The organism is Microbacterium mcarthurae, from assembly GCF_046064585.1.
GTDB lineage: Bacteria > Actinomycetota > Actinomycetes > Actinomycetales > Microbacteriaceae > Microbacterium > Microbacterium mcarthurae.
Map to the genome: position 1 here is coordinate 490,959 of NZ_JAROCE010000001.1, position 22,309 is coordinate 513,267.

Annotated in this window: 17 protein-coding genes and 1 tRNA gene; 2 read left to right on the forward strand and 16 right to left on the reverse strand. The window is 70.8% G+C overall.

Going from position 1 to position 22,309, the window contains the following annotated elements:
- Nucleotides 1-25: 25 nt before the first annotated feature.
- From P5G46_RS02445 to P5G46_RS02470, 6 genes are all read right to left on the reverse strand, one after another.
- Complete coding sequence (locus P5G46_RS02445; protein ID WP_408904895.1) at nucleotides 26-2,092, reverse strand: PTS fructose transporter subunit IIABC; 2,067 nt, start codon at nucleotides 2,090-2,092, stop codon at nucleotides 26-28.
- A gap of 20 nt (nucleotides 2,093-2,112) precedes the next feature.
- A complete protein-coding gene (locus tag P5G46_RS02450) occupies nucleotides 2,113-3,078 on the reverse strand; it encodes a 1-phosphofructokinase family hexose kinase (RefSeq protein WP_408904896.1) in 966 nt (321 codons plus the stop codon).
- Nucleotides 3,075-3,860, reverse strand: a complete 786-nt coding sequence (locus P5G46_RS02455) for a DeoR/GlpR family DNA-binding transcription regulator (RefSeq protein ID WP_408904897.1) — start codon at nucleotides 3,858-3,860, stop codon at nucleotides 3,075-3,077. The genes P5G46_RS02450 and P5G46_RS02455 overlap by 4 nt, the downstream gene beginning before the upstream one ends.
- 90 nt (nucleotides 3,861-3,950) lie before the next feature.
- Complete coding sequence (locus P5G46_RS02460) at nucleotides 3,951-4,892, reverse strand: ABC transporter ATP-binding protein (RefSeq protein ID WP_408904898.1); 942 nt, start codon at nucleotides 4,890-4,892, stop codon at nucleotides 3,951-3,953.
- Nucleotides 4,889-6,415 carry an ABC transporter permease gene (locus P5G46_RS02465; protein WP_239274705.1) on the reverse strand — a complete coding sequence of 509 codons (1,527 nt, stop codon included), beginning with the start codon at nucleotides 6,413-6,415 and terminating at the stop codon, nucleotides 4,889-4,891. Before P5G46_RS02465 ends, P5G46_RS02460 begins: the two co-directional genes overlap by 4 nt.
- A gap of 38 nt (nucleotides 6,416-6,453) precedes the next feature.
- Nucleotides 6,454-7,494, reverse strand: a complete 1,041-nt coding sequence (locus P5G46_RS02470) for an iron ABC transporter substrate-binding protein (protein WP_408904899.1) — start codon at nucleotides 7,492-7,494, stop codon at nucleotides 6,454-6,456.
- Nucleotides 7,495-7,587: 93 nt separating this feature from the next.
- Here P5G46_RS02470 and P5G46_RS02475 point away from each other — a divergent pair, with 93 nt between their 5' ends.
- The gene (locus P5G46_RS02475) at nucleotides 7,588-8,280 is read left to right on the forward strand and encodes a response regulator transcription factor (protein WP_408904900.1); all 693 of its coding nucleotides are present in this window, start codon (nucleotides 7,588-7,590) and stop codon (nucleotides 8,278-8,280) included.
- Here P5G46_RS02475 and P5G46_RS02480 read toward each other — a convergent pair.
- The 5 genes from P5G46_RS02480 to P5G46_RS02500 all read right to left on the reverse strand — a co-directional run bounded on the left by P5G46_RS02480 (nucleotide 8,255) and on the right by P5G46_RS02500 (nucleotide 15,065).
- Nucleotides 8,255-8,674, reverse strand: coding sequence for a hypothetical protein (locus P5G46_RS02480; protein ID WP_408904901.1), 420 nt, complete (start codon nucleotides 8,672-8,674; stop codon nucleotides 8,255-8,257). The two genes, P5G46_RS02475 and P5G46_RS02480, sit on opposite strands and share 26 nt — an antisense overlap.
- 107 nt (nucleotides 8,675-8,781) lie before the next feature.
- The gene (locus P5G46_RS02485; RefSeq protein ID WP_408904902.1) at nucleotides 8,782-11,877 is read right to left on the reverse strand and encodes an alpha/beta hydrolase; all 3,096 of its coding nucleotides are present in this window, start codon (nucleotides 11,875-11,877) and stop codon (nucleotides 8,782-8,784) included.
- Nucleotides 11,878-12,079: 202 nt separating this feature from the next.
- Nucleotides 12,080-12,151, reverse strand: a tRNA-Gln gene (locus P5G46_RS02490).
- A gap of 408 nt (nucleotides 12,152-12,559) precedes the next feature.
- On the reverse strand, nucleotides 12,560-14,074 hold the full coding sequence (gene gltX / locus P5G46_RS02495; protein ID WP_408904903.1) for a glutamate--tRNA ligase: 1,515 nt from the start codon (nucleotides 14,072-14,074) through the stop codon (nucleotides 12,560-12,562).
- Between the two features lie 10 nt (nucleotides 14,075-14,084).
- Nucleotides 14,085-15,065: a LysR family transcriptional regulator gene (locus P5G46_RS02500; RefSeq protein WP_408904904.1), complete on the reverse strand. Its 981-nt coding sequence runs from the start codon at nucleotides 15,063-15,065 to the stop codon at nucleotides 14,085-14,087.
- Nucleotides 15,066-15,145: 80 nt separating this feature from the next.
- Between P5G46_RS02500 and P5G46_RS02505 the strand changes: the two genes are divergently transcribed.
- Nucleotides 15,146-16,213 carry an aminotransferase class V-fold PLP-dependent enzyme gene (locus P5G46_RS02505; RefSeq protein WP_408904905.1) on the forward strand — a complete coding sequence of 356 codons (1,068 nt, stop codon included), beginning with the start codon at nucleotides 15,146-15,148 and terminating at the stop codon, nucleotides 16,211-16,213.
- Here P5G46_RS02505 and P5G46_RS02510 read toward each other — a convergent pair.
- The 5 genes from P5G46_RS02510 to P5G46_RS02530 form a co-directional block, all read right to left on the reverse strand.
- Nucleotides 16,197-17,492, reverse strand: a complete 1,296-nt coding sequence (locus P5G46_RS02510; protein WP_408904906.1) for an MFS transporter — start codon at nucleotides 17,490-17,492, stop codon at nucleotides 16,197-16,199. The genes P5G46_RS02505 and P5G46_RS02510 overlap by 17 nt on opposite strands.
- Complete coding sequence (locus P5G46_RS02515) at nucleotides 17,485-18,252, reverse strand: fumarylacetoacetate hydrolase family protein (protein ID WP_408904907.1); 768 nt, start codon at nucleotides 18,250-18,252, stop codon at nucleotides 17,485-17,487. The genes P5G46_RS02510 and P5G46_RS02515 overlap by 8 nt, the downstream gene beginning before the upstream one ends.
- A gap of 219 nt (nucleotides 18,253-18,471) precedes the next feature.
- Complete coding sequence (locus tag P5G46_RS02520) at nucleotides 18,472-19,578, reverse strand: branched-chain amino acid aminotransferase (protein ID WP_239274634.1); 1,107 nt, start codon at nucleotides 19,576-19,578, stop codon at nucleotides 18,472-18,474.
- 58 nt (nucleotides 19,579-19,636) lie between these two features.
- Nucleotides 19,637-20,689: a 3-isopropylmalate dehydrogenase gene (locus tag P5G46_RS02525; protein WP_408904908.1), complete on the reverse strand. Its 1,053-nt coding sequence runs from the start codon at nucleotides 20,687-20,689 to the stop codon at nucleotides 19,637-19,639.
- A 25-nt stretch (nucleotides 20,690-20,714) separates the two neighbouring features.
- On the reverse strand, nucleotides 20,715-22,253 hold the full coding sequence (locus tag P5G46_RS02530) for an MFS transporter (protein ID WP_239274611.1): 1,539 nt from the start codon (nucleotides 22,251-22,253) through the stop codon (nucleotides 20,715-20,717).
- Nucleotides 22,254-22,309 lie beyond the last annotated feature (56 nt).

Sequence of the window (22,309 nt, forward strand, 5' to 3'; positions counted from 1 at the left end):
TGAATCCTTCCGATCCGACGGGGTCTTAGGCCGCGACCTGGGCTGCCGGCGCAGCTTCGGCGACGACGGCGTCCTTGGTGCTGCGGCCGATGCCCTTCAGGGCGACGACGATCAGCGCCGTCACGACGGTACCCGCAGCGATCGCGAGGGCAAAACCCCAGAACGGGTTGATCGCGAAGAACACGAAGACGCCGCCGTGAGGGGCGAACGACTGCACCCCGATGAGCATGCTCAGGCCACCGGTGATCGCACCTCCGACCATCGACGCGGGGATGACGCGCAGCGGGTCGGCCGCCGCGAACGGGATCGCGCCCTCGGAGATGAACGAGGCGCCCAGCAGCCACGCGGCCGCACCGTTCTCGCGCTCGACGGGCGTGAACTTCGGCCGGGCCAGGACGGTGGATGCCAGAGCCATCGCCAGCGGCGGCACCATGCCGGCGGCCATCACAGCGGCCATGATCAGGTACGGAGCCGTGTTGGTCTGGGTCGCGGCGGCCAGCCCCGTGGTGGCGAAGACGTAGGCGACCTTGTTGACCGGTCCGCCGAGGTCGAAGCACATCATGAGGCCGAGGATGACGCCCAGGACGATGGCACCCGCGCTGGATGCGGCGAGCGAGGTGAGCCCCTCGGTGAGCGCCGCCATGAGCGCGGCGATGGGGCGGCCGAGGAACAGGATCATCAGACCCGAGGCGAAGATCGAGCCCAGGAACGGCACGATCACGACGGGCATGAGGCCGCGCAGCCACCGCGGGGCGTCGAAGCGGCCGAGCCACCACGCGATGAAACCGGCGAGCAGACCGCCGATGATGCCGCCGATGAAGCCCGCGTTCATGAGGACCGCGACGGCACCGGCCACGAAACCGGGGGCGATACCGGGGCGGTCGGCGATCGCGTAGGCGATGAAACCGGCGAGCACTGCGACGATGAAGCCCATCGACGTCGCACCGATCATGAACGCCACGGATCCGAGGTACTGGCCCACGGGCCCGAGCGGCGACGTGATGTCGTCGGTGGGAAGATCCCACAGCGAGTTCTGGATGATCACGTTCGCCGCGTTCTGCGTGACCTGGTACCCGCCGAGCAGGAAGCCGAGCGCGATGAGCAGACCGCCACCGGCGACGAACGGGATCATGTAGCTGACGCCCGTGAGCAGCCACCGCTGGATGCGGCGACCGACCGATTGCTGGGCGACAGGAGCGTCCGACGCGGATGCCGCAGCGGCACCGCCCTGCACGCGCGCCGCGTTCGGGTTCTCGGAAGCGGCGATCGCCTCGGCGATGAGCTGCTTCGGCTGTTCGATGCCGCGCTTGACACCCGCGCGGACGACCGGCTTGCCGGCGAACCGCTGCGGCTCCCGCACGTCGACGTCGACGGCGAAGATCACGGCGTCGGCGTCATCGATCACGCTCTGCGGCAGCGCCTTGTAGCCGCTCGAGCCCTGCGGCTCGACGACGAGTTCGACGCCGTCGGTCTCGGCGCCCGCCGCGGTCAGGGCGTCCGCCGCCATGAACGTGTGGGCGATGCCGGTCGCGCAGGCCGTGACGGCGACGATCTTCGTCGTCTTCGTCGCGGTGGCGGTGCGCGCCTCGGCGCGCGTCGCGGCGGGCACCGGGGTGGCCGCGGCCGCGGAGGGCAACTCGGCGGGGGTGATGGCATCCGTGATGATGCGCACCGCGTCGGCCGGAGTCGCCGCGGCACGCAGACCGCCCGTGAACTCGGGCTTCATGAGGCTGCGCGCCAGCTGCGACAGCACGGCGAGATGGGCCTCGTCGGCGCCGGAGGGCGCGGCGATGAGGAACACGATGTCGGCGGGACCGTCCGGCGCACCGAAATCGACGCCGGGAGACAGCCGCGCGAAGGCCAGCGTCGGCTCGGTGACCGAGGCGCTGCGAGCGTGCGGGATGCCGATGCCCCCGGGCAGGCCCGTCTCGTCCTTCTGTTCGCGGGCCCACGCATCGTCGAAGAGTTCCTGGGCGCTCGTCGCGCGGCCCTGCGCGACGACCCGCTCGGCCAGAGCACGGATCACCGACTGCTTGTCGGCTCCCAGGGGCGCGTCGAGACTGACGAGCTCCGGTGTGATGATGTCGGACATTGTCTTGTGACCTTTCGTGGTCAGGATGTTGCGGTGGGTGTGGAGAGGACGGTCACGGCGATCGGCCCGTCGGGCAGGTCGGCCGGTGTCGGGGGTTGTGTCCCCGGCAGGGTCGCCGCAGCGGCGCCATACGCGATGCTGCGGGCGAGGCGTTCGGGGGCCGGGGCCCCCTCGAGATCGGCGAGCAGGTACCCGGCGAGCGAGCTGTCGCCCGCGCCCACCGTGCTAGCGACTCGAATCCGGGGAGCGCGTCCGCGCCAGGCGCCGTCGGCATCGAACAGCAGCGCGCCGTCGGCACCGAGCGTCACGAGAGCGGATGCCACGCGATCGGGCACGAGAGCCGAGGCTCGTCGCGTCGCGTCGGGGACGATGTCACCATCGCCCATGGCATCCTCGCCGAGGAGTTCGGCGAGCTCTTCGTGGTTGGGCTTGATGAGGTCGGGGTGGGCCGTGGCGACGACGGCGGCCAGGGCGGCTCCCGAGGCATCGACGGCGATGCGGGGTGCCGCGGCGCCCCAGCGGTCGCGGACGGCGGCGATGAGGTCGGCGTAGAACGTCTCCGGCACACCGGGCGGGATCGAGCCGGCGAGGACGAGCCAGGTGGCCCCTTCCGCCGCGTCGACGACTCCCTGCGTGAGGGCTCGCACCTCGGCCGGCGCGAGCTGCGCACCGGGAAGATTGAGCTTCGTCGTCTCCCCCGTCGGGTCGGTGATGGTGAGGTTGGCGCGAACGCGGCCCGCGACCGGCACGATCTGCAACGGCACTCCCGCGTCGTCGAGCAGCAGCCGGTAAGGATCGTGATCGTTGACCGGGACGACGGCGCGTGCGGGCGCGCCGGCGGCGGACACGACACGGGCGACGTTGACGCCCTTGCCTCCGGCATCCTCGCGGGACGACGCCGCCCGCTGGACCTCCCCGGGCACGAGGGGCTCCGTCAGGTGAACCGCGCGGTCCGCCGACGGATTGGCGGTCAGAGTGACGATCATGCGACGCGCACCTCCACGTCGGCTTCGGCGAGAGCCGCGGCCAGGTCCTCGGGCGGCGATCCGTCGGAGACGAGGACGTCGATCTCGTCGAGTCGGGCGAAACGCACCAGCAGCTCCTCGCCGAACTTGGCGGTGTCGGCGACGACCACGACCCGACGCGCGGCCCGGATGATCGCGGTCTTCACGGCCGCCTCTTCGGGGTCGGGTGTACTGAGTCCGAATCCGGCGCTCACGCCGTTGGTCCCGATGAACGCGATGTCGGGGCGCAACTCGCCGATCGTTCGCACGGTGTGTGCGCCTACGGCCGCAGCGGTGACCCCGCGGACCCTCCCACCGATGACCGTGAGGGAGACGCGATCGTCTCCGGCGAGGAGATGTGCCGCCTCGAGGGAATGGGTCACCAGTTCGACCTCGGCCCCGCCCTCTGCCAACACCTGCGGCAGTTCGGCTGCGACGGCGGCTGCGGTGGTACCCGCGTCGATGAAGATCGAGCCGCGGAAGCCGGGAGTGAGCAGGCGCGTCGCCTCGATAGCGATCGCTCGCTTCGCTTCCCCCTGCCGGAGCCGACGCTCGGAGAGTGACACCTCCGTGGTGCTCGCGCGGTCGATGCCGACCGCGCCACCGTGCACGCGGCGCAGCGAACCGGTGCGCTCCAGGCGGTCGAGGTCTCGACGCACGGTCTCGGTGGTGACGTCGAAACGTCGGGCGAGGTCGACGACGCTGACTCGGCCGATCTCGCGCAGTTCGCGCTCGATGAGCTGTTGGCGCTCCATTGCGTACACGGAATCTCCTTCGAAGATTCCCACACGTTACAACGCAAAACAACAAGAAGCAACACCCCGGTCGGTGCGGATCGCCGAGAAGGATGCGCTTCAGTCCAACCGCAGTCCCACCTCGGAACCCGCCTCAGGCGGAAGCGAGAACGCGGAGCAATCGATGTCGAGCACCTCGCCGCCCGCCATCCTGACCGAGACGATCTGCCGCTCCCCCGCGTCCCGCACCGCAGTGACGACCGCGCGGACCCCGCCCTTCGGATCGAGAGAGATCTGAGAAGGACGCACCACACCGTCCGGGGCGCCCCCACGCAGCACCGGCGGAACATCGACGACGTCGCCGGTCAGACACGCGACTTCGGCCGAGACGGGGTGACGATAGACCTCGCCCGGCGAGCCGATCTGGGCGATGGAGCCATCCCGGAAGACGGCCACCCGGTCAGCGGCCAGGAACGCTTCCGCCCGATCGTGAGTGATGAGCAGGGCGGCGACACCCACCTCGCGCAGCAACGCGCACACTCCCGTCCGCACCTCCGCGCGCAGAGCCGCGTCGAGGGCGTTGAACGGTTCGTCGAGAAGCACCACCCCCGGCCGCGCGGCCAATGCCCGCGCCACCGCGACCCGTTGCCGTTGACCGCCCGACAGCTGATGCGGCAATCGATCGGCGAGGTCCGACAGCTGCACCAGGTCGAGGAGTCGCCGCACCTCCGGATGCGAGGCGGCGCGACGTGCCGACACTCCCGGCAGGCCGTAAGCGACGTTGCCGGCGACCGTGCGACGCGGGAACAGCGCACCGTCCTGCGGGACGAGACCGACCCCGCGACGGTGCGTCGGCACCGCCGTGATGTCGCGCCCGTCGAAGGAGATACCGCCCGACGTCAGCGGATGCAGTCCCGCGATCATTCGAAGGAGGGTGCTCTTCCCACTCCCCGAAGGGCCCAGCACCGACACGATCTCGCCTCGAGAGACGTCGAGATCGACACCGTCGACCACGGCCCCACGTCCATAGCCGCCGGAGACCGCGTGCAGTCGGAGGGTCATCGATCAGCCTCCCCCAGCGAACGGATGCCGCGCGCCATCGCCAGCGCCGGTACGAGACCGACGGCGACCAGGAGCAGTGCGGGCCACGCCGCCGCCCCGTAGGCCCCCGCGCTCGTGGCCGACCACAGCTCGGTGGCGAGGGTGTCCACCCCGATCGGGCGGAGCAGGAGGGTAGCGGGCAGCTCCTTCATCACCGCGGCCATGACGAGCACTCCCCCCGCCAGGATCCCGGGACCCGCGCTGGACAGCGTCACTCGGCACCACGCGACGAAGGGTCCATCGCCGAGGGTGCGCGCGGCGTCCTCGAGCGACGGCGGCACCCCGGCAAAGGCCGCTCTGCTCGACACGATCGCCTTGGGAAGGAACAGCACTGCGTAGGCGGCGACCAGGGCGCCCGCACCCTGATAGGCGCCGGGCGCCACCGCGAGCGTGAGAGCCACCAGGGCGAGCGCCGCGACGAGGCCCGGCAGTGCATGCCCCATCGAGCTGACGGTCTCGAGCACCCGCACGAGTCGCGTGCGATGTCTCGCACCGAGCCAGGCCACGGGAAGTGCGGCCAGCACGGTGAGCACTGCCGCACCCACTCCCAACGCGAGGGTCGACATCGCGGCATCCCCCAGCTCCTGCGCGGTCGCGGCGTAGCGGCCCGCCATCGGAGCCCGAGCGACCAGGGCTCCCAGCGGGACCAGCACGGCCGCCGCACCGATGAGCGTCAGGGCGGCAAGGACGCCGACCGTGGCCGCTCGGCTCAGGACCAGTGGCGCGGGCGGCGCCGTACTCGCACCGGCCCGGGCGCCGGCCCGGCGGCGTGCGCCGGACTCCGCGGCGACGCAGACCGCGCCCAGAAGGGCCAGCACGAGCCCCAGGGCCGCGGACAGCGCGCGATCGAAACCGCCCGTGAACTGGGCGTAGATTCCGGTGGTGAGCGTATCCACTCGCAGGAGGGCGGGCGCTCCGAAGTCCGACAGGGCGTACAGGGCGGCGAGAAGCGTGCCGGCGAGAGCCGCCGGAATCACCTGAGGCAGCGTGCCGACGACGAAGGCACGAGCCGGAGAGCTGCCGAGGGTGCGAGCGGCGTCGGTGATCGAAGCGTCCATTCGGGCGAACGCCACCATGGTCGGCACCGTGACGTAGGGCGCGGTGACCAGCACGAGGAGCACGACCAGAGGACCGACCCCCGAGAGCCCCGGTACCGCGGAGATCCAACCGAACGCCGCGACGTAACTGGGGAGCGCCATCGGTGCGCACGCCACCACGCGCCACAGCGCCCGTGCGGGCAGGCGCACGCGGACGAGCGCCCACGCGGTGGCGACGCCGAGAGCGAGAGCCCCCGCCGCGGTTGCGAAAGCGATCCCGACGGTGGCGATCAGCAGGTCCATGGTCCGGGAACGGAACACCACGGCGGCAACGGCCCCGACATCACCCGACCCCACCCGCACCACCAGCTGGACGAGGGGGGCGGCGACCGCTGCAGCGACGAGGGTGGCGAGGGCGAGCGCGAACACCGGGGGGCCCGTTCGCACGATGGCGGCCCCCCGGTGTCCGTGGCGTTCGTGAACCGTCAGAGCAGCCCCGCTTGCGTCAGCATCGCGACCGTCTCCCGGACGGAGGAGAGCGACGACAGGTCGATGTCGGGCCCCCCGAGCTCCGACAGCTCGGGGACACCTGCCGGCGAGGGGACGCCCGCGACGAGGGGGTACTCCGACGTCTCCTCGGCGAAGTACCTCTGCGCGTCCTCCGAAACGAGGAACTGCACGAAATCCCGGGCAGCTCGCGAGTCGGCGGCCCCTTCGAGGATTGCGGCACCGGTGACGTTCACGAGGGCCGACACGGTGCCGGGGTCACCGAACTTCAGCTGCGCTCGCAGCGTTGACGGATCCTGCTCCGAGCGTGCCCAGTAGTAGTGGTTGATGAGCCCGAGAGGAACGGCGCCGTTGTTGACGGCTTCGAGCACCTCTCCGTTCTTCGCATAAATCTGCGGCTCGTTCGCGACCATCCCCTCCAGCCACTCGCGCGCACGCTCCTCGCCCTCCTCGACGCGCAGCGCCGTGAGGAAAGCCTGGAAGGAGGCGTTCGAGGGCACGATGGCGACCTTGCCCTTCCATTCCGGCTCCGTCAGCGCGAACACGTCGCCGGGGACCTGATCGGCCGTGTAGGTCTGGCTGTCGTAGGCGATGACGCGCGCACGACCGGTGAGCCCCACCCAGGAGCCGTTCGCGGACGAGTACTCCGGGGGCACGGCCGACGTGACAACGTCGGGGAGAGTGCTGAGGAGACCCTCGGCCTCCACCGCCCCGAGCGACCCGGAGTCCTGGGAGAGGAACACCTGCGCGGGTGTCCGATCCCCCTCCTCGAGCAGTTGCGCAGCGAGTTCGGTGGAGCCGGCGTAGCGCACCTCGACGTCGATCCCGGATGCCTCTTCGAACCGCGCGATGAGAGGGGCGACGAGTTTCTCGTCTCGACCCGAGTAGACGACGAGCGACGTTTCCTGCTCAGGCGGGGAGGGAACGGCCTGAGGGGCGCCGGTGGCGCACGAGGTGAGGGCGATGGTGCCCACGATGGCGAGTGCGAGCGCGCTGAGGGCGGGACGACGACGAGACATGCTGCTCCTGGACTTCGATGTGGACGGTCGTGATCGCGACAAGATCAGGTTAGCCTTACCTATATCGCCCCTTCCCCCCAAAGTGAGGGAGTCATGTCCGCCGTCAGCCCGGCCGCCCCACCTCTGCGGGTGCTCGTCATCACCGATCAGCGCGTCCACGCTGACCTCCTCGCGTTCGCGCTCGATGCCTCCCCGGCCCTCTCGTGCGCTGCCACGGCGAGCACGCTCGACGAGGGATGCCGAAAGCTCGCGGCCTGCGACGTCGGTGCCGCCGTCATCGACGTGCCGGTCGGAGACGAGGTCGATGTCCGGTCACTCGCCGCCGTTTCCCCCGGGACGCGCATCCTCCTGCTGACCGCTCATCCCACCGTCGGGGCGGCGGCGCGTGCGCTGCGCGGCGGCGCATCGGCGTACCTCGCGAAAGACACGCGCCTCGACGACCTCGTCGACGCGATCCATCACGCCACCCCCGACGACCCACGCATCACCGCGGGGCTCGCGATCACCCCGTTCGACACGTTGTCCCCGCGGCAGCGCGACATCCTCGAGCTCCTGTGCCGGGGATGCCGTCCCGCTCAGATCGCGACCGAGCTCGGTCTGTCACCGCACACCGTCCGCGACCACATCAAGGCCCTGCGCGAGGCTCTGGGTGCCCGGTCCCAGCTCGAGGCGGTGGCACTCGCCCTGGCCGGCGGCCACGTCGCCCTGCCTCGACGACGATCACTCACGCGGAGCGCCGTCCGGGGGGCGTCGTCCGTCGTCAGGGTGCGACGACCGAGATCGTGAACGCGATCTCGCGCCCGTCCGGTGCGGTGAGGGTCGCCTGAGTCGTGCCGATCTCGCGCGCCTCGAAGCCGGGGCGGAAGGTCGCCCCGCCCTCCGCCCCGCCCGCGGAGAACTCCGCGATCGCCGGGTCGGTGGTCGTGCCACGCCACTGGTCTTCGGTGCCGTCGTCGACCGCGATCACGAGGGCGGTTCCGACGATCACGGCCACGTCCGTGCCGTCCAGTTCCCCGGGGGAGACGATCGTCGGGGGCAGCGCTTGCGGCCCTCCGTCCGCACTGACGCTGGCAGACGGCGACGCTCCGGCAGGCTCAGCGGGAGTGGTCGGGGACGCACAGCCGCTGATGACGAGCGCGGACGCGACGACAACCGTCGCGGCGAACCAGGTACGAGTCACGGGAACCTTCTCTCGGGGCGAGGCCGGAAGCGGATGCCGATTCGGATGCTACCGCGCGGCCCGTCGATGCCCCGACGTTGATACCGCGCGCCCCGTGCCCGGCGGAATCACTGACCGCGCCGGCGCCGGTTGACCGCTACGGCAGTGACCCCGGAAGCGGCGAGAAGGACTCCTCCGATGACCGCGAACAGCCACATCTGGCCGTCCACGCCGGTGCGTGCCAGCCGGCCGCCGTCCGAGGCCGCGGGAGTGGCCGTCGGTGTCACCGTCGCCGTGAAGGTCGGAACGGGGGTCGGCGTGGGCGTCGGGGTCGGTGCCGCAGGTTGCACGCGGACGGTTGCCTCCTGGACGCGCGCCGAGCCGGCGCCCTCCGCCCTCACGAGCATCGACCCGAGCACGGCATCCGTCGACACCACCGTCTCGATCACGGCTGTTCCGGCCGCGTTCGCGATCACGGCGGGAAGGGCCGTACCGCCGAGGGTCACCACCACCGCCTCGCCGTTGCGGAACCCGGTGGCCGTGAACGAGACCGGCTCGCCGCGTGCGGGCTCGTTCTCGGAGGTCAGGAGAACACCGGGGGTACGCGAGGCCGACAGTTCCGCGCACACGTCACCCTGCACGCCGAACGCGGGAACGGACGGTGCACTCTCGACCCCGTCGTCCTCGCGGACCAGGATGCCGGAGAAGTCGCTCGACCCCGAGACCGCCGTCTCGCTGGTGGTGGCCGCCGTCCCCGCGATGGAGACAGGCTCACCTGATGGGTCTTGGTTCCCGACGATGGTGACGGGAACGGCGAGGCACGTCTCGCCGGGTGCGAAGGTGACACGTTCGGCGCCCAGCCCTGCGGGCGGCGCCTCGCCACCCGGCCCGGAGCCGATGCCGACGTAGGCGCTGACCGGTTCATCCGACGGACGGTCGAGCCACACCGCGACAGCAGCCGTCCACGGTTCCGCCTTCTCCTCCACCCGCGTCTCGGCCATGTTCACCGAGGAGCGTGCCACCACCGTCGGTGCCCCCGTGGAAGGGGACTCGAACGCAAGATCCGACAGGTACAGCTCACCCCACGGCACGCCGTCGACACCGACCTGCGGCTCCAGGAGGACCTCGCGCACATCACCGAGGTCGATGCCGACGACGTCGTCGAGGGGAAGCGTGACCTGCTGCAGCACGACCTTGTCCAACGGGAACGCCCCCGCCGGCATCCGCTGGACCGCCCGAAGATTTAGCGACGACGCCGTCGTCGCGAACTCGGCACCAGTGCCGTCGACGAGGGTGATCAGCAGGTCCGTACCGACGTCGACGCGGTCTCCCGGCGCCATCTTGACGGTGAGTGCCGCGCGGTCGCGCACATCGCGCTGTCCTTCCGGCAGGGGGATGCGCAGGGCGGTGGCGCCGGCGATCTCCCACTCGAAGCGCGTGGCCGGGAACAGGGGGACGTACGGGGCCAGGAACGACGGGTTCCAGTGCGGAACCTGCGCGTCGGAGCGCCCCGAGCAGGACGGGCGGGATGCCATGACCATGGCGCCTTCGCACACCTCCGCGGTGGCGTCTCCGTCGAGGATCACGGGGGCTCCCCCGCCGGCGAAGTCGGTGACGAGATCGCTCGCCGATCGCGGCTGCGTCGCGATCACCCGGATGTCGGCGAAGGTCGTGAGGTTCGTCGACGGGGCCACCGTGCCGTCGACGAAACCCTGGTAGCCGGCTTCATCACCGAGGGTCAGGCGGAAGAACCCCGTCATGAGGGTCGCGCCGACCTGGTACTGCTCGGCAGCGGTCAGGCGCGTGGGGTCGGTCGTCGCGCACGCGGACGTCGTGTCGTCGGTGCTCCAATCGTCGGATCCGCCCACGGGGTACTCCCCCGGCGTCCACACCGAACTGAAGAAGTTGTGGTTGGCGCCCATCACCCAGACCGCCGAACGCAGGACGTCGTCGCCGAAGGCGCGGCGCGAGTCGTCGATGTACTTCTGCCCCTGCTGGTCGGCGACGTCGCCGTCGCAGTACGGGAGGACCGCCATCGTCGTGACGTCCGACAGCGTGCGCCGGGCGAAATCCGTCGGCGCCAGCGGAAGCACCGACCGGATGCCGATCGGCTCGGCCGCGGCGGCGTTGAGCTGCGCGGCGGTGACGACGCCCTCTCCGCCGCGGGAGTGACCCATGAGACCGACGCGGGACAGATCGAAGCGGCCCTCGAGGTCGTCCGACGTCAGACCGGCAGGTGCCGCGGGGTGATCCGCGCGCTCGGTCGCGCGGGTCAGGGCGTCGTCAAACGTACGCGAGGCGGCGCCGCCGTCGTCCGGGCGATCCTCGAAGACCACCGCCTCGCCGCGATTCAGCCGCTCGAGCATCCGCAGAGTGTCGAGCACGAGCCGGCCGCGCGCCTGCGCCCCCTGGTCCAGGGTGAATTCGGCATCCGTCGCGTTGATCGCGTTCGCGGAGATCGAGACGACGTTGTACCCGTGGGACGCGAGGGACCGCGCTGTCTTCTCGTAGCCGAGGTAGGACCGGATGACCATGTCGTCTCCGTCGCACGGCCAGACCAGGCCGGCCTCGCCCGATCCGGCATCCCCGCAGGTGACGTGACGACCGTGCTGCAGAAGCACGACGGGGCGCGCGCCGGCGGCGGTCGTCAGGTACAGCTTGCCGGCGACTTCGCCCCGCATGTCGGTGTAGCCGGCGAGGGCGACGCTGCGATCGCCGAAGTCGTACTCCGCCTCACGGACGGCGTTAGGCCCCGTCTCGGACGGGTCGGCGAGCGGAATGGTGGGGGCAGGAGCGTCCCGCTCCTGCGGTTCGTCACCCCGCGGGGTCGGCGCTCGACGCTGATCGTCCTGCCCCGCGCCGTCCTCCCCCGCTTTGGGGCCGGATCCTGAAGCCCAGCCCCTCACGACCTCCTCCGCCGAGGCGACGCGCTGGTCCGGTGTGGTCAGGGTCAGCGTGCGCCCGCCGTCCGTCGTCCGCGCGATGCCCACCGGTTCGCCATCGACCACGATCGTCGGAGCGTCGCTGACGACCGGCAGGGGCTCCGTCAGCCGCAGGGTGACGGTGTACCCCGCCGGGGCCCTCTCCACCGTCCAGTTCTCCCCCGATGCCACGACGACGTCGTCGGGCGAGAGCGCGGATGCCGGAGCGGCGGCCATTCCCGTCAAGAGCAGAAGCAGGATCGAGACGACGGCCAGGCGGCGACGCCGGGGGCGAGTGAACATCGGGCGGCTCCGGGACGACAGGGCGAACGACCGGAAGCTCACGACGATGCCCCCCGGTCACGTGATTCACCGCAGTAAAGCAGATCGCCGGGGCGGGGCGCGAGCACGAATCTGATTCCGGCGATGAATTGCGCGAAGAATGCGCCCAGGAATGACAAAAGCCCGGTCATCGCGAAGCGATAATTCCGGACTTTCTCTCTTGCTGGGGTACCTGGACTCGAACCAAGAACAACTGAACCAGAATCAGCCGTGTTGCCAATTACACCATACCCCAAGGCGCAGAACCGGAGTTCGTGCCGAGGATCAAGCTTACGTGACGCGGCGCCGAGCGCCAAACCGGCGCCCTCCCGCGCGCGTCGCGCCCAGCCCTCCGCGCTTCAGTGTCCAAGACACGCCGACGCCGGGACCTGGCATCCGCGTGTCTTGGACACTGAACAGAAGATCGGCGGCGAGTCCGGACGCCGACGCACGCGGAACCCGCACGGGCGCGGGACGCGGAACCCGCACGGGCGCATGCGTGTTCCGCGCGGGCGCGGGACGCGGACCACGCGGGCGCGGAGGCGGGCACGCGCACGCGCGCGTGCGGAACCCGTGCGGGCGCGGGACGCGGAACCGAACGCACGCGGAAACCGCACGCGCGAAGAACCCCCAGCCGCCCGGCCGCGGCGCGACCCCGAGCGGCTCAGCCCAGGTGCTGCACCAGGGCGTCGAGGCGGCGGAGCGTCGCGGCCTTGCCGAGAAGTTCCATCGACTCGAACAGCGGCGGCGACACGCGGCGGCCGGTGAGCGCGACGCGCGGCGGCCCGTAGGCCACGCGGGGCTTGAGGCCCAGCTCCTCCACGAGAGCGCGCGAGAGCGCGTCCTGCACGGCAGCCGCGGAGAACTCCCCCTCGGGGACGAGCTCGAGCGCGCCCACGCACGCCACCAGCACCTCGCCCGCGTTCGCCGGCAGACCCTTCAGCGCGTCCTCGGCGTACGACACGTCGTCGACGAAGAGGAAGCCCAGCATCCCCGGCACCTCGCCCAGCAGCTGCACGCGCTCCTGCACGAGCGGCGCCGCGGCGGCGATGAGCGCGCGGTGCTCCTCGGACGGCTCCTCGGCGATGTACCCCGCGCCCGCGAGATACGGCACGATGCGCGCGGCGAAGTCGTCGGCATCCAGCATGCGGATGTGGTCGCCGTTGATGGCCTCGGCCTTCTTCTGGTCGAAGCGCGCCGGGTTGGGGTTGACGTCGGCGATGTCGAAGGCCGCGACGAGCTCGTCGAGCGTGAACACGTCACGGTCGGGGGCGATCGACCATCCGAGCAGCGCCAGGTAGTTCAGGAGACCCTCGTGGACGAAGCCCTTCTCGCGCTGCAGGAACAGGTCGGCCTGCGGGTCGCGCTTGGAGAGCTTCTTGTTGCCGGTCTCGCCCAGCACCAAGGGCATGTGACCGAAACGCGGCACGTAGGAGGTGACCCCCGCGTCGATCAGAGCACGGTAGAGCGCGAGCTGGCGAGCCGTCGACGGCATGAGGTCTTCGCCCCGGATGACATGGGTGATGCCCATGAGCGCGTCATCGACGGGGTTGACGAACGTGTAGAGCGGGACGCCGCCGGCCCGCACGATGACGAAGTCGGGGAAGGACCCGGCGGGGAAGGTGACCTCGCCGCGGATCAGGTCAACGAACGTGAGGTCTTCATCGGGGACGCGGAGCCGCCACGCGGGCTCGCGGCCCTCGGCGCGGAACGCCGCCTTCTGCTCCTCGGTGAGGTCGCGGTCGAAGTTGTCGTAGCCGAGCTGCTTGGCACGGCCGTTGGCCTCGTTGCGTGCGTCGATCTCTTCCGCCGTCGAGTAGCTCTCGTAGACCGCGCCGGCGGCGATCAGCTTGCCGAGGACTTCGCGGTAGATGTCGTGGCGCTGCGACTGCCGATAGGGCGCATGCGGACCGCCCACCTCGACGCCCTCGTCCCAGTCGATGCGCATCCAGCGCAGCGCCTCGAGAAGCTGCTGGTAGCTCTCTTCGCTGTCGCGCGCGGCGTCGGTGTCTTCGATTCGGAAGACGAGCGTGCCGCCGTGGTGACGTGCGTAGGCCCAGTTGAACAGGGCCGTGCGGACGAGACCGACATGCGGAAGGCCCGTCGGAGACGGGCAGAACCGGACGCGGACGTCGGCGCCGGTGGCGGTCGTAGTGCGGGGATCGGGCGTGGCAGACATCCCCTCGATCCTACTCGGGGGCGCCTTCGAATCCGGGGCCGGTGGAGCGCGGACCCGGATAGTCGGCGAGCACCTCGTCGACGGCGCGCAGCGCCGCCCCGACCGCCGGCACGCGGTGGGCGCCGCGGGCCGTGACGACCTGCAGCGTGCGGGCCTCGGCCGCGGGGAGGCGCGGCACCGCGATCCCGGCGACGAGCGGGAGGGATGCCACCGCCATCCGCGGCAGGATCGCGACTCCCACCCCCTGGGCGACGAGGTTCTCGACGGCGACGTAGTTGTCGGTCTCGAACGCGATGTCGGGGGCGAAGCCGGCGCGACCGCACGCTTCGAGGAGGTGACCGCGGCACTGCGGGCACCCCGCGATCCACCGTTCGCCCGCGAGGAGCGACAGGTCGACGGGCTCGTCTCCGGCGGCAGGGTGCCCCGAGGGGACGACCACCACCGTGTCGTCGGCGCCCACGGTCCGCACCGACAGGCCCGTCGCGGCGGGCGCTCCCCGTTCGGAGCGGTCGCCGGGGAAGCTGTACACGAGCGCGATGTCGGCACGGTCCTCCCGGACGGCGGCGATGGCCTCGGGGGGCTCCTTCTCGACGAAGCTCAGCGCAATACCCGGCCGACGGGCCGTGAGCGACGCGATCACTTTCGGCACGACCGTCGACGACGCCGAAGGGAACGCCGCGATGCGAACACGCCCGGCTCGCATTCCCCGCAGTTCCGCGAGATCACCGGCGGCCGCGTCGAGCGCCGTCGTCACCGCCGCCGCGTGGCGCGCGAGCACCCACCCAGCTTCGGTCAAGCGCACCCCTCGCCCCACCCGCTCGACGATGGGGAGCCCGGCTCGCCGCTCCAACCGCCGCAGCTGCTGACTGACCGCCGGCTGGCTGTAGCCGAGGGCGTGTGCGGCCGCCGTGATCGATCCCGTATCGGCGATCGTCTTGACCACGCGCAGGGAGTGCGCGTCGAGGATGTCGTCGGTGAGCCCGTCGGTCATTCCCATACATAAGCACGAGGCATGTTTTTCATGCAAAGCCTCCTGTAGTGCAATAGCGCGGAGCCGGGCACCCTGGACGCATGACCCTCGCCCGTCATTTCACCGGAGGCCGCGACTACCTCGCCGCCTGCACGCTCGGCCTGCCCCCGCGTGCGACGGTCGCAGCTCTCACCGCCGACCTCGACGCCGCGGCATCCGGGCACCCGGACATCGCCGCTGCCTCCCGTGCCGTCGAGGACGCCCGCCGGTCGTACGCCCGTCTCGTCCACGCGCCGACGTCGGATGTCGCCATCGCCGCGCAGACGTCCGTTGCGGTGTCGTTGATCGCCGCGAGTGTGCCCGACGGGGCCGAGGTCCTCTGCGCCGCGGGTGATTTCGCCTCACTCGTCGCGCCGTTCGCCCAGGCAGGCCGCGGAGTACGTCTGCGGTGTGCGCCCCTGGAACACCTCGCCGAGGAGATCACCGCCGACACGTGGCTCGTGGCCTTCTCTCTCGTGCAGTCCGCCACCGGCGAGGTCGCCGACGCCGCCGCCATCGTGGCCGCCGCGGCGCGCACCGCAACACGGACGCTGTGCGACCTCACTCAGGCCGCGGGGTGGCTTCCCGTGGATGCCACGGTGTTCGACGCCACGGTGTGCCACGCCTACAAGTGGCTGTGCGCCCCCCGCGGAGTAGCGTTCCTCACCCTCTCTCCCGGCTTTGCCGCACGGCTTCGTCCCGTGCAGGCCGGCTGGTACTCGGGCCACGACCCGTGGGCGTCCTGCTACGGAGCGGAGGCGCGGCTGGCCGCCGACGCGCGACGTTTCGACGTGTCCCCCGCCTGGCAGGCCTTCGTCGGTGCCGCACCGGCCCTCGCGCTGTTCGCCTCTGCCGATGCCGACGCCCTCCGTGCGCACGCCACGGGGCTGGCGACGCGCTTTCGCGCGGCCCTGGAGCTCACCGAACCGGTGCGCCCCTCGGCGATCGTGACCTGGCCGGATGCCGAGGGCACCGCGCTCGCCCAGCTCACGGCATCCGGAATCACCGCCTCGGGACGCGCCGGGCGGGCGCGCGTCGCCTTCCACGTCTTCAATGACGAGGACGACGTCGATCGCGCCGTCTCGGCGTTGCGCGCGGAGCGGTCGCCAATGCTTACCGTCGTGTCCTGACCCACGCCGCGCCGAGGCAGACGGCACTGACCGGGACGAGCGCCCACAGCGCCAGCCCGCCGTAACCAGCCGCGCCGAGGATGAGCCCCGCGACGATCGAGCCCACCGCGGCCGATGCCGTCATGAGCGTGTCGCTGCGGCCCTGCCGCCTCGGCCGCGCGGCCAGCGGCGTCGCCTCGGTGAGCAGCGCAGAGCCGGCGACCGTCGAGGCGCTCCAGCCGAGTCCGAGCAGAACCAGTGCCACCAGCACCCCGGCCTGCGACCACGACAGCGACGCCGCGATCGTGAGCGCGGCGATGAAGAGCGCCTGCCCGAGCAGCACGGTGGGCAGGCGCCCGACGCGGTCGGCGAGGATGCCGAACACCGGCGACAGCCCGTACATCCCGAACACGTGCAGCGCGATGGTGACGCCGACCGCCCAGGTCACGGCATCCGGGGCGACGATGTGCGACAGGTGCACGGGTGTCATCGCCATGACGGCCGCCATCGTCACGTGCGATGCGGCCACCGCGAACATCGCATATCGGGCGAGCGCGGGACGGTCGGTCACCGTATCGGCGATGGCCGCCGCCGCGCCTTCGCGCGCGCGGCGCTGCGCGAGCAACAGCGGGTCGGGACGAAGAAGCAGAACGTACAGCGCCAGCGCGCACGCCTGCGCCGCGAACGAGAACAGGTAGGCGCCGGTGAGCCGTGGCATCCCGATCCCCGCGCCGAGCACCTCGCCAGGAGCCAGGAGCAGAGGACCGACCACTCCGCCGACCGTCGTGGCCCACACGACCGTCGCGAGGTCACGGCCACGGCGCGCGGTGCTCGCCAGGTCGGTCGCTGCGAAGCGGGCCTGCAGCGTTCCGGCATTGCCGGCGCCGATGAGCGCGATGCCCGCCAGCAGCAGAGGGAACGCGCGCGTCGATGCCGCGAGGATGACCACCGCGATACCCGCCAGGGCGGCGATGTTGCCGGTACTGAGAGCGAATCGCCGGCCGCGGGCCGAAGCCAGCCGCGCCAGGGGGATCGCGGTGAGCGCCGCGCCGAGGGTCACCGCCGCCGTCGCGAAACCCGACAGCTCCTCCTGGCCCGACAGGTCGGCCGCGAGAAGAGCGCCGAGCGAAAGTGTGGAACCGAACGCGACACCCGTGAGCACCTGCCCCGCCGCCAGCACCCGGACCGAGCGCCGCTGCACGTGCGCGATGCCGACCGCGCCCGCGCGCGAACCGTCGGGCGTGGCAGCGGAGGGTCCGGCACCGGGCCGACCGGCAGCGCCCGGCCCGGTGTCAGGCATCGCGCACGGTGTTGCGCAGCACTCCGATCCCGCTCACCTCGACCTCGACGGTGTCGCCCGCCTCGAACGGCCCGACCCCCGCAGGGGTCCCGGTGAGGATGAGGTCGCCCGGGAGAAGCGTGAACACCGACGAGGCGTACGCGATGAGCTCGGGCACGGAGTGGATCATGTCGGACATCGGCCCGTTCTGTCGCACCTCGCCGTTGACGCGCGTCGTGATCGTCGCGGCATCCGTGTCGAGTTCGGTCTCGATGACGGGTCCGACGGGGCAGAACGTGTCGAACCCCTTGGCCCGGGTCCACTGACCGTCGCGCTTCTGCAGGTCTCGCGCCGTCACGTCGTTGGCGACGGTGTAGCCGAAGATGTACTCGTCGGCGCGTTCGGCCGGGACGTTCTTGGCGACGCGACCGATGACGACCGCGACCTCTCCCTCGTAGTCGGTGCGAGAGCTGAGGGCGGTGGGCCGGACGATCGCGTCGTCGGGGCCGATCACCGACGTGGTGGGCTTGAGGAACATGAGGGGCTCGGCCGGGGCCTCACCGCCCATCTCGGCCGCGTGATCGTGGTAGTTCTTTCCGATGCACACGACCTTCGACCGCGGAATGACCGGCGCGAGCAGGGTCACCTCGGACAGCGGAATCCGCTCCCCCGTCGTGTCGAAGCCGGCGAACAGCGGGTCGCCCCCGAGCACGACGAGTTCGGCGTCGTCGACGATTCCGTAACGAAGGGTGTCCTGGTAGCTGAATCGAGCGATCTTCACCGTCTCAGCCTATCCAGGGCATCCGCCATCCGTCCGGTCCGAGCGACGGGGCGGAGCCATACGCGTCCCGGCCTCTCGCGCATAAACGCGATCGGCGCGCAGAAACGCGCTCTACACGTGTTTCTGCGCGCCGATCGCGTTTATGCGTGGGGGGGGGCACCGGGGCAAGCGCGAACGGAGGGGCCCCGGCATCCGGGAACCCCTCCGTGCGGGACGCGGTCAGGCGTCGAGGCGGTACAGCCAGCCGTGCCTGTCCTCGGCGCGACCGTACTGGATGTTCGTCAGCTCTTCGCGCAGCTCGAGCGCGAGCGTCCCGGTGGGCTGCTCGTCGATGAAGTCGCGCCCCTTGAGAACGCCGATCGGGGTGACGACGGCCGCGGTTCCGCACGCGAACACCTCGACGATGTCCCCGGATGCCACACCCTCGCGCCACTCGGTGAGCGACACGTTGCGTCCGACGACGTGGTGGCCGCGGTCGCGCGCGAGCTGCAGCAGCGAGTCGCGCGTAATGCCCTCGAGGATCGAGTCGGACTGGGGCGTCACGATCGTGCCGTCCTTGTAGACGAACACGACGTTCATTCCGCCGAGCTCTTCGACGTTGCGGTCCTGATCGAGGAACACGACCTGGTCGCACTCGTTCTCGTAGGCCTCCGACTGCGGCAGCAGGCTCGCGGCGTAGTTGCCGCCCGTCTTGGCCGCTCCAGTGCCACCCTTGCCGGCGCGGGAGTAGTCCTCGCTCAGCCAGATCGACACCGGCTGCACTCCGCCCTTGAAGTAGGCGCCCGCGGGGCTCGCGATCAGGTAGTAGGCGACCTTGTGAGCGGGCCGCACGCCGAGGAACGCCTCTTTCGCGAACATGAACGGACGCAGGTAGAGACTCTGGTCGGCGCCCGAAGGTACCCAGGCCCCGTCGACGGCGATCAGTTCGCGCAGCGACTGCAGGAAGTACGGGACGGGGAGCTCGGGCAGCGCCAAACGCCGAGCCGAGCGCTGCAGCCGTCGACCGTTCTGGTCGGGGCGGAACGTGTGGATCGACCCGTCGGCGTGGCGGTAGGCCTTGATGCCCTCGAAGATTTCCTGGCCGTAGTGGAGTACGGCGGCCGCCGGATCGAGCGAGATGGGGCCGTAGGGCGAGACGCGCGGGCGGTGCCACCCGCCGCGGACCGACCAGCAGATGTCGACCATGTGGTCGGTGAAGTTCTGCCCGAAGCCCGGGTTGGCGAGGATCTCGTCGCGCTGAGCGGCGTTCTTGGCGGCGAGGTTGCGGGTGACGGCGAACTCGAGCGGGTCGAGTCCGGTGTCGGGGTCGGTGTCGATGGTCGTCATGGTCTCTTTCACACGGTGTCGGGGGGCGCGAGCGACGGCGCGTGCCGATCGGTCCAGGTTACGCCCGGACGCGTCCGGCGATGGCGTCGCCGATCTGCGCAGTGGTTCGGGGAGTGGCATCCCGGGCCGCGATGTCGTCCTCGACCGCGCGGGTGACGCGGGCGGCCTCGTCGCCGAGCCCGAGGTGATCGAGCAGGAGGGCGACGGAGAGGATCGCGGCCGTGGGGTCGGCCTTCTGGGTGCCCGCGATGTCGGGCGCCGATCCGTGGACGGGCTCGAACATCGAGGGGAACGCGCCGTCGGGGTTGATGTTGCCCGATGCGGCGAGGCCAATGCCACCGGTGACGGCGCCGGCCAGGTCGGTCAGGATGTCGCCGAAGAGGTTGTCGGTGACGATCACATCGAAGCGGCTCGGGTTCGTGACCAGGAAGATGGTGGCCGCGTCGACGTGCAGGTAGTCTACGTCGACCTCGGGGTGCTCCGACGCGACGGCATCCACGATGCGCTTCCACATTCCACCGGCGTGCACGAGCACGTTCGTCTTGTGCACGAGGGTGAGCTTGCGGCGGCGCCGTTCCGCCAGCGCGAATGCGTAGCGCACGACACGCTCGACGCCGAAGGCGGTGTTGACGGACGTCTCGTTGGCGACCTCCTGCGGAGTGCCGCGGCGAATGGCGCCGCCGTTGCCGACGTAGGGGCCCTCTGTTCCCTCGCGCACGACGACGAAGTCGATGTCACCGGGATCGGCGAGCGGGCCGGCCGCTCCGGGGTACAGCTTCGAGGGTCGCAGATTGACGTAGTGGTCCAATTCGAAGCGCAGCTTCAGCAGCAGACCGCGCTCGATGTTGGCGTCCTTCAGCCGTGGGTCACCGGGCACGCCCCCGACAGCCCCGAGGAGGATCGCATCATGCCGGGCGATGGCCGCGAGGTCGTCGTCGGTCAGCGTGTCGCCGGTGTCGAGGAAGCGACCCGCCCCGAGCGAGAAGGGCGTCTTCTCGAACGTGACATCGGATGCCGCGGTGGCAGCCTCGAGAACCTTCTCGGCTTCCGCGACGACCTCGGGACCGATGCCGTCGCCCGGGATGACGGCCAGTTTCACGACGCGCGACATCGCACTCCTCAGCGCTCAGGGCGCGTCACTTCGTCGACGCGCCGCGGGTTCCTCCCAGGGTAGTGGCAGCGATGAGCGCGGCAATGACGATCAGGACCGCGCCGATCAACGCGGTGACCACGACACCGGAGTCGAACGCGTGTGCGGCGGCGAGACGCAAGGACTCGGCGAGCGTCGGATCGTCGAGCGTCTGCGACACCGCGACAGCGCCGGCCAGCGTCTCGCGGGCCGCATCCGCCGCGGCATCCGGGAGCCCCGCCGGAAGGACGAGCTGCGCGCGGTAGAACGCGGCCAGGATGCCACCGAGCACGGCCGTGCCGAGCACCGCGCCCACCTCGTAGGCCGTCTCGGACACCGCGCTGGCGGCGCCGGCCTTCGCCGGCGGGGCACTGGAGAGAATGAGCTCGTTCGAGACCGTCTCAGCGGCTCCGATCCCGATGCCCAGGAGACCGAACGCGATGATGAGCAGGGCGAGGTCAGCCGTCGAGATCGCGACGAGGACGTAGGCGACCACCGAGAACGCCAGCGCCGCCGGCACGACGATGCGGGGGGCATGACGCCGCGCCACGGGCACCACGGCCAGACCCGAGACGATCATCAGGACCAGACCGGGCAGCAGGGCGAACCCGGCCACCATCGGCGTGAGCCCCACGACGAGTTGGAGGTGCTGCGCGACGAAGTAGAGGAACCCCACGAGTCCGACGACGCTGAGGAGGTTGACGAGGATCGCACCCGAGAACGTCCCCCGACGGAACAGCGACATGTCGAGCATCGGCGCCGGCACGGTGCGCTGACGGCGTACGAACAGCCAACCGAACACCACGCCGGTGACGAAGAGCGCTGCGACGAGGGCCGTCGGGCCGTCAACCGCGAGCTTCTTGATGCCGTAGACGACGGGAACCATCGTCGCGAGCGAGAGCACGACGCTCAGCGGGTCGAAGCGACCCGGCGCGGGGTCACGACTCTCGGGGACGAAGAATGGGGCCAGCACGAGCAGCGGTACCAGCACCGGCACCGCCATGAGGAAGACCGAGCCCCACGTGAAGTGCTCGAGAAGGATGCCGCCCACGATCGGACCGAGGGCAGCACCCGCGGAGAAGCCCGATGCCCAGACCGCGATCGCCAGGCGCCTCTGGTCGCGGTCACGGAAGATACTGCGCAGCAGCGAGAGCGTCGACGGCATGAGCATCGCCCCGAAGACACCCATGAGCGCACGACCCGTGATCAGCAGGGCCGCCGTGGGCGCGAACGCCGAGAGCGCTGACACGACGGCGAAGCCCGTGGCCCCGATCAGCAGGAGACGCCGACGACCGAACCGGTCACCGAGCGTGCCCATCGTCACCAGGAGTCCGGCGAGCACGAGCGGGTAGACGTCGATGATCCACAGCTGCTCGATGCTCGACGGCTGCAGCGACAGGGCGATCTCGGGCAGCGCGAAGCTCAGCACGGTGTTGTCGACCGAGACGAGAAGCACGGGCAGCATCAACACGGCCAGCGCGAACCACCCGCGCCATCCGGCGCGCGGGGCGTTGATCTCCTGAGTGGGCAACGACGAGGTGAGCATTCTTCCGTTCCGTTTCTTAACCGTCCAGCCGGTATAGTATCACGGACCGCCGCCAT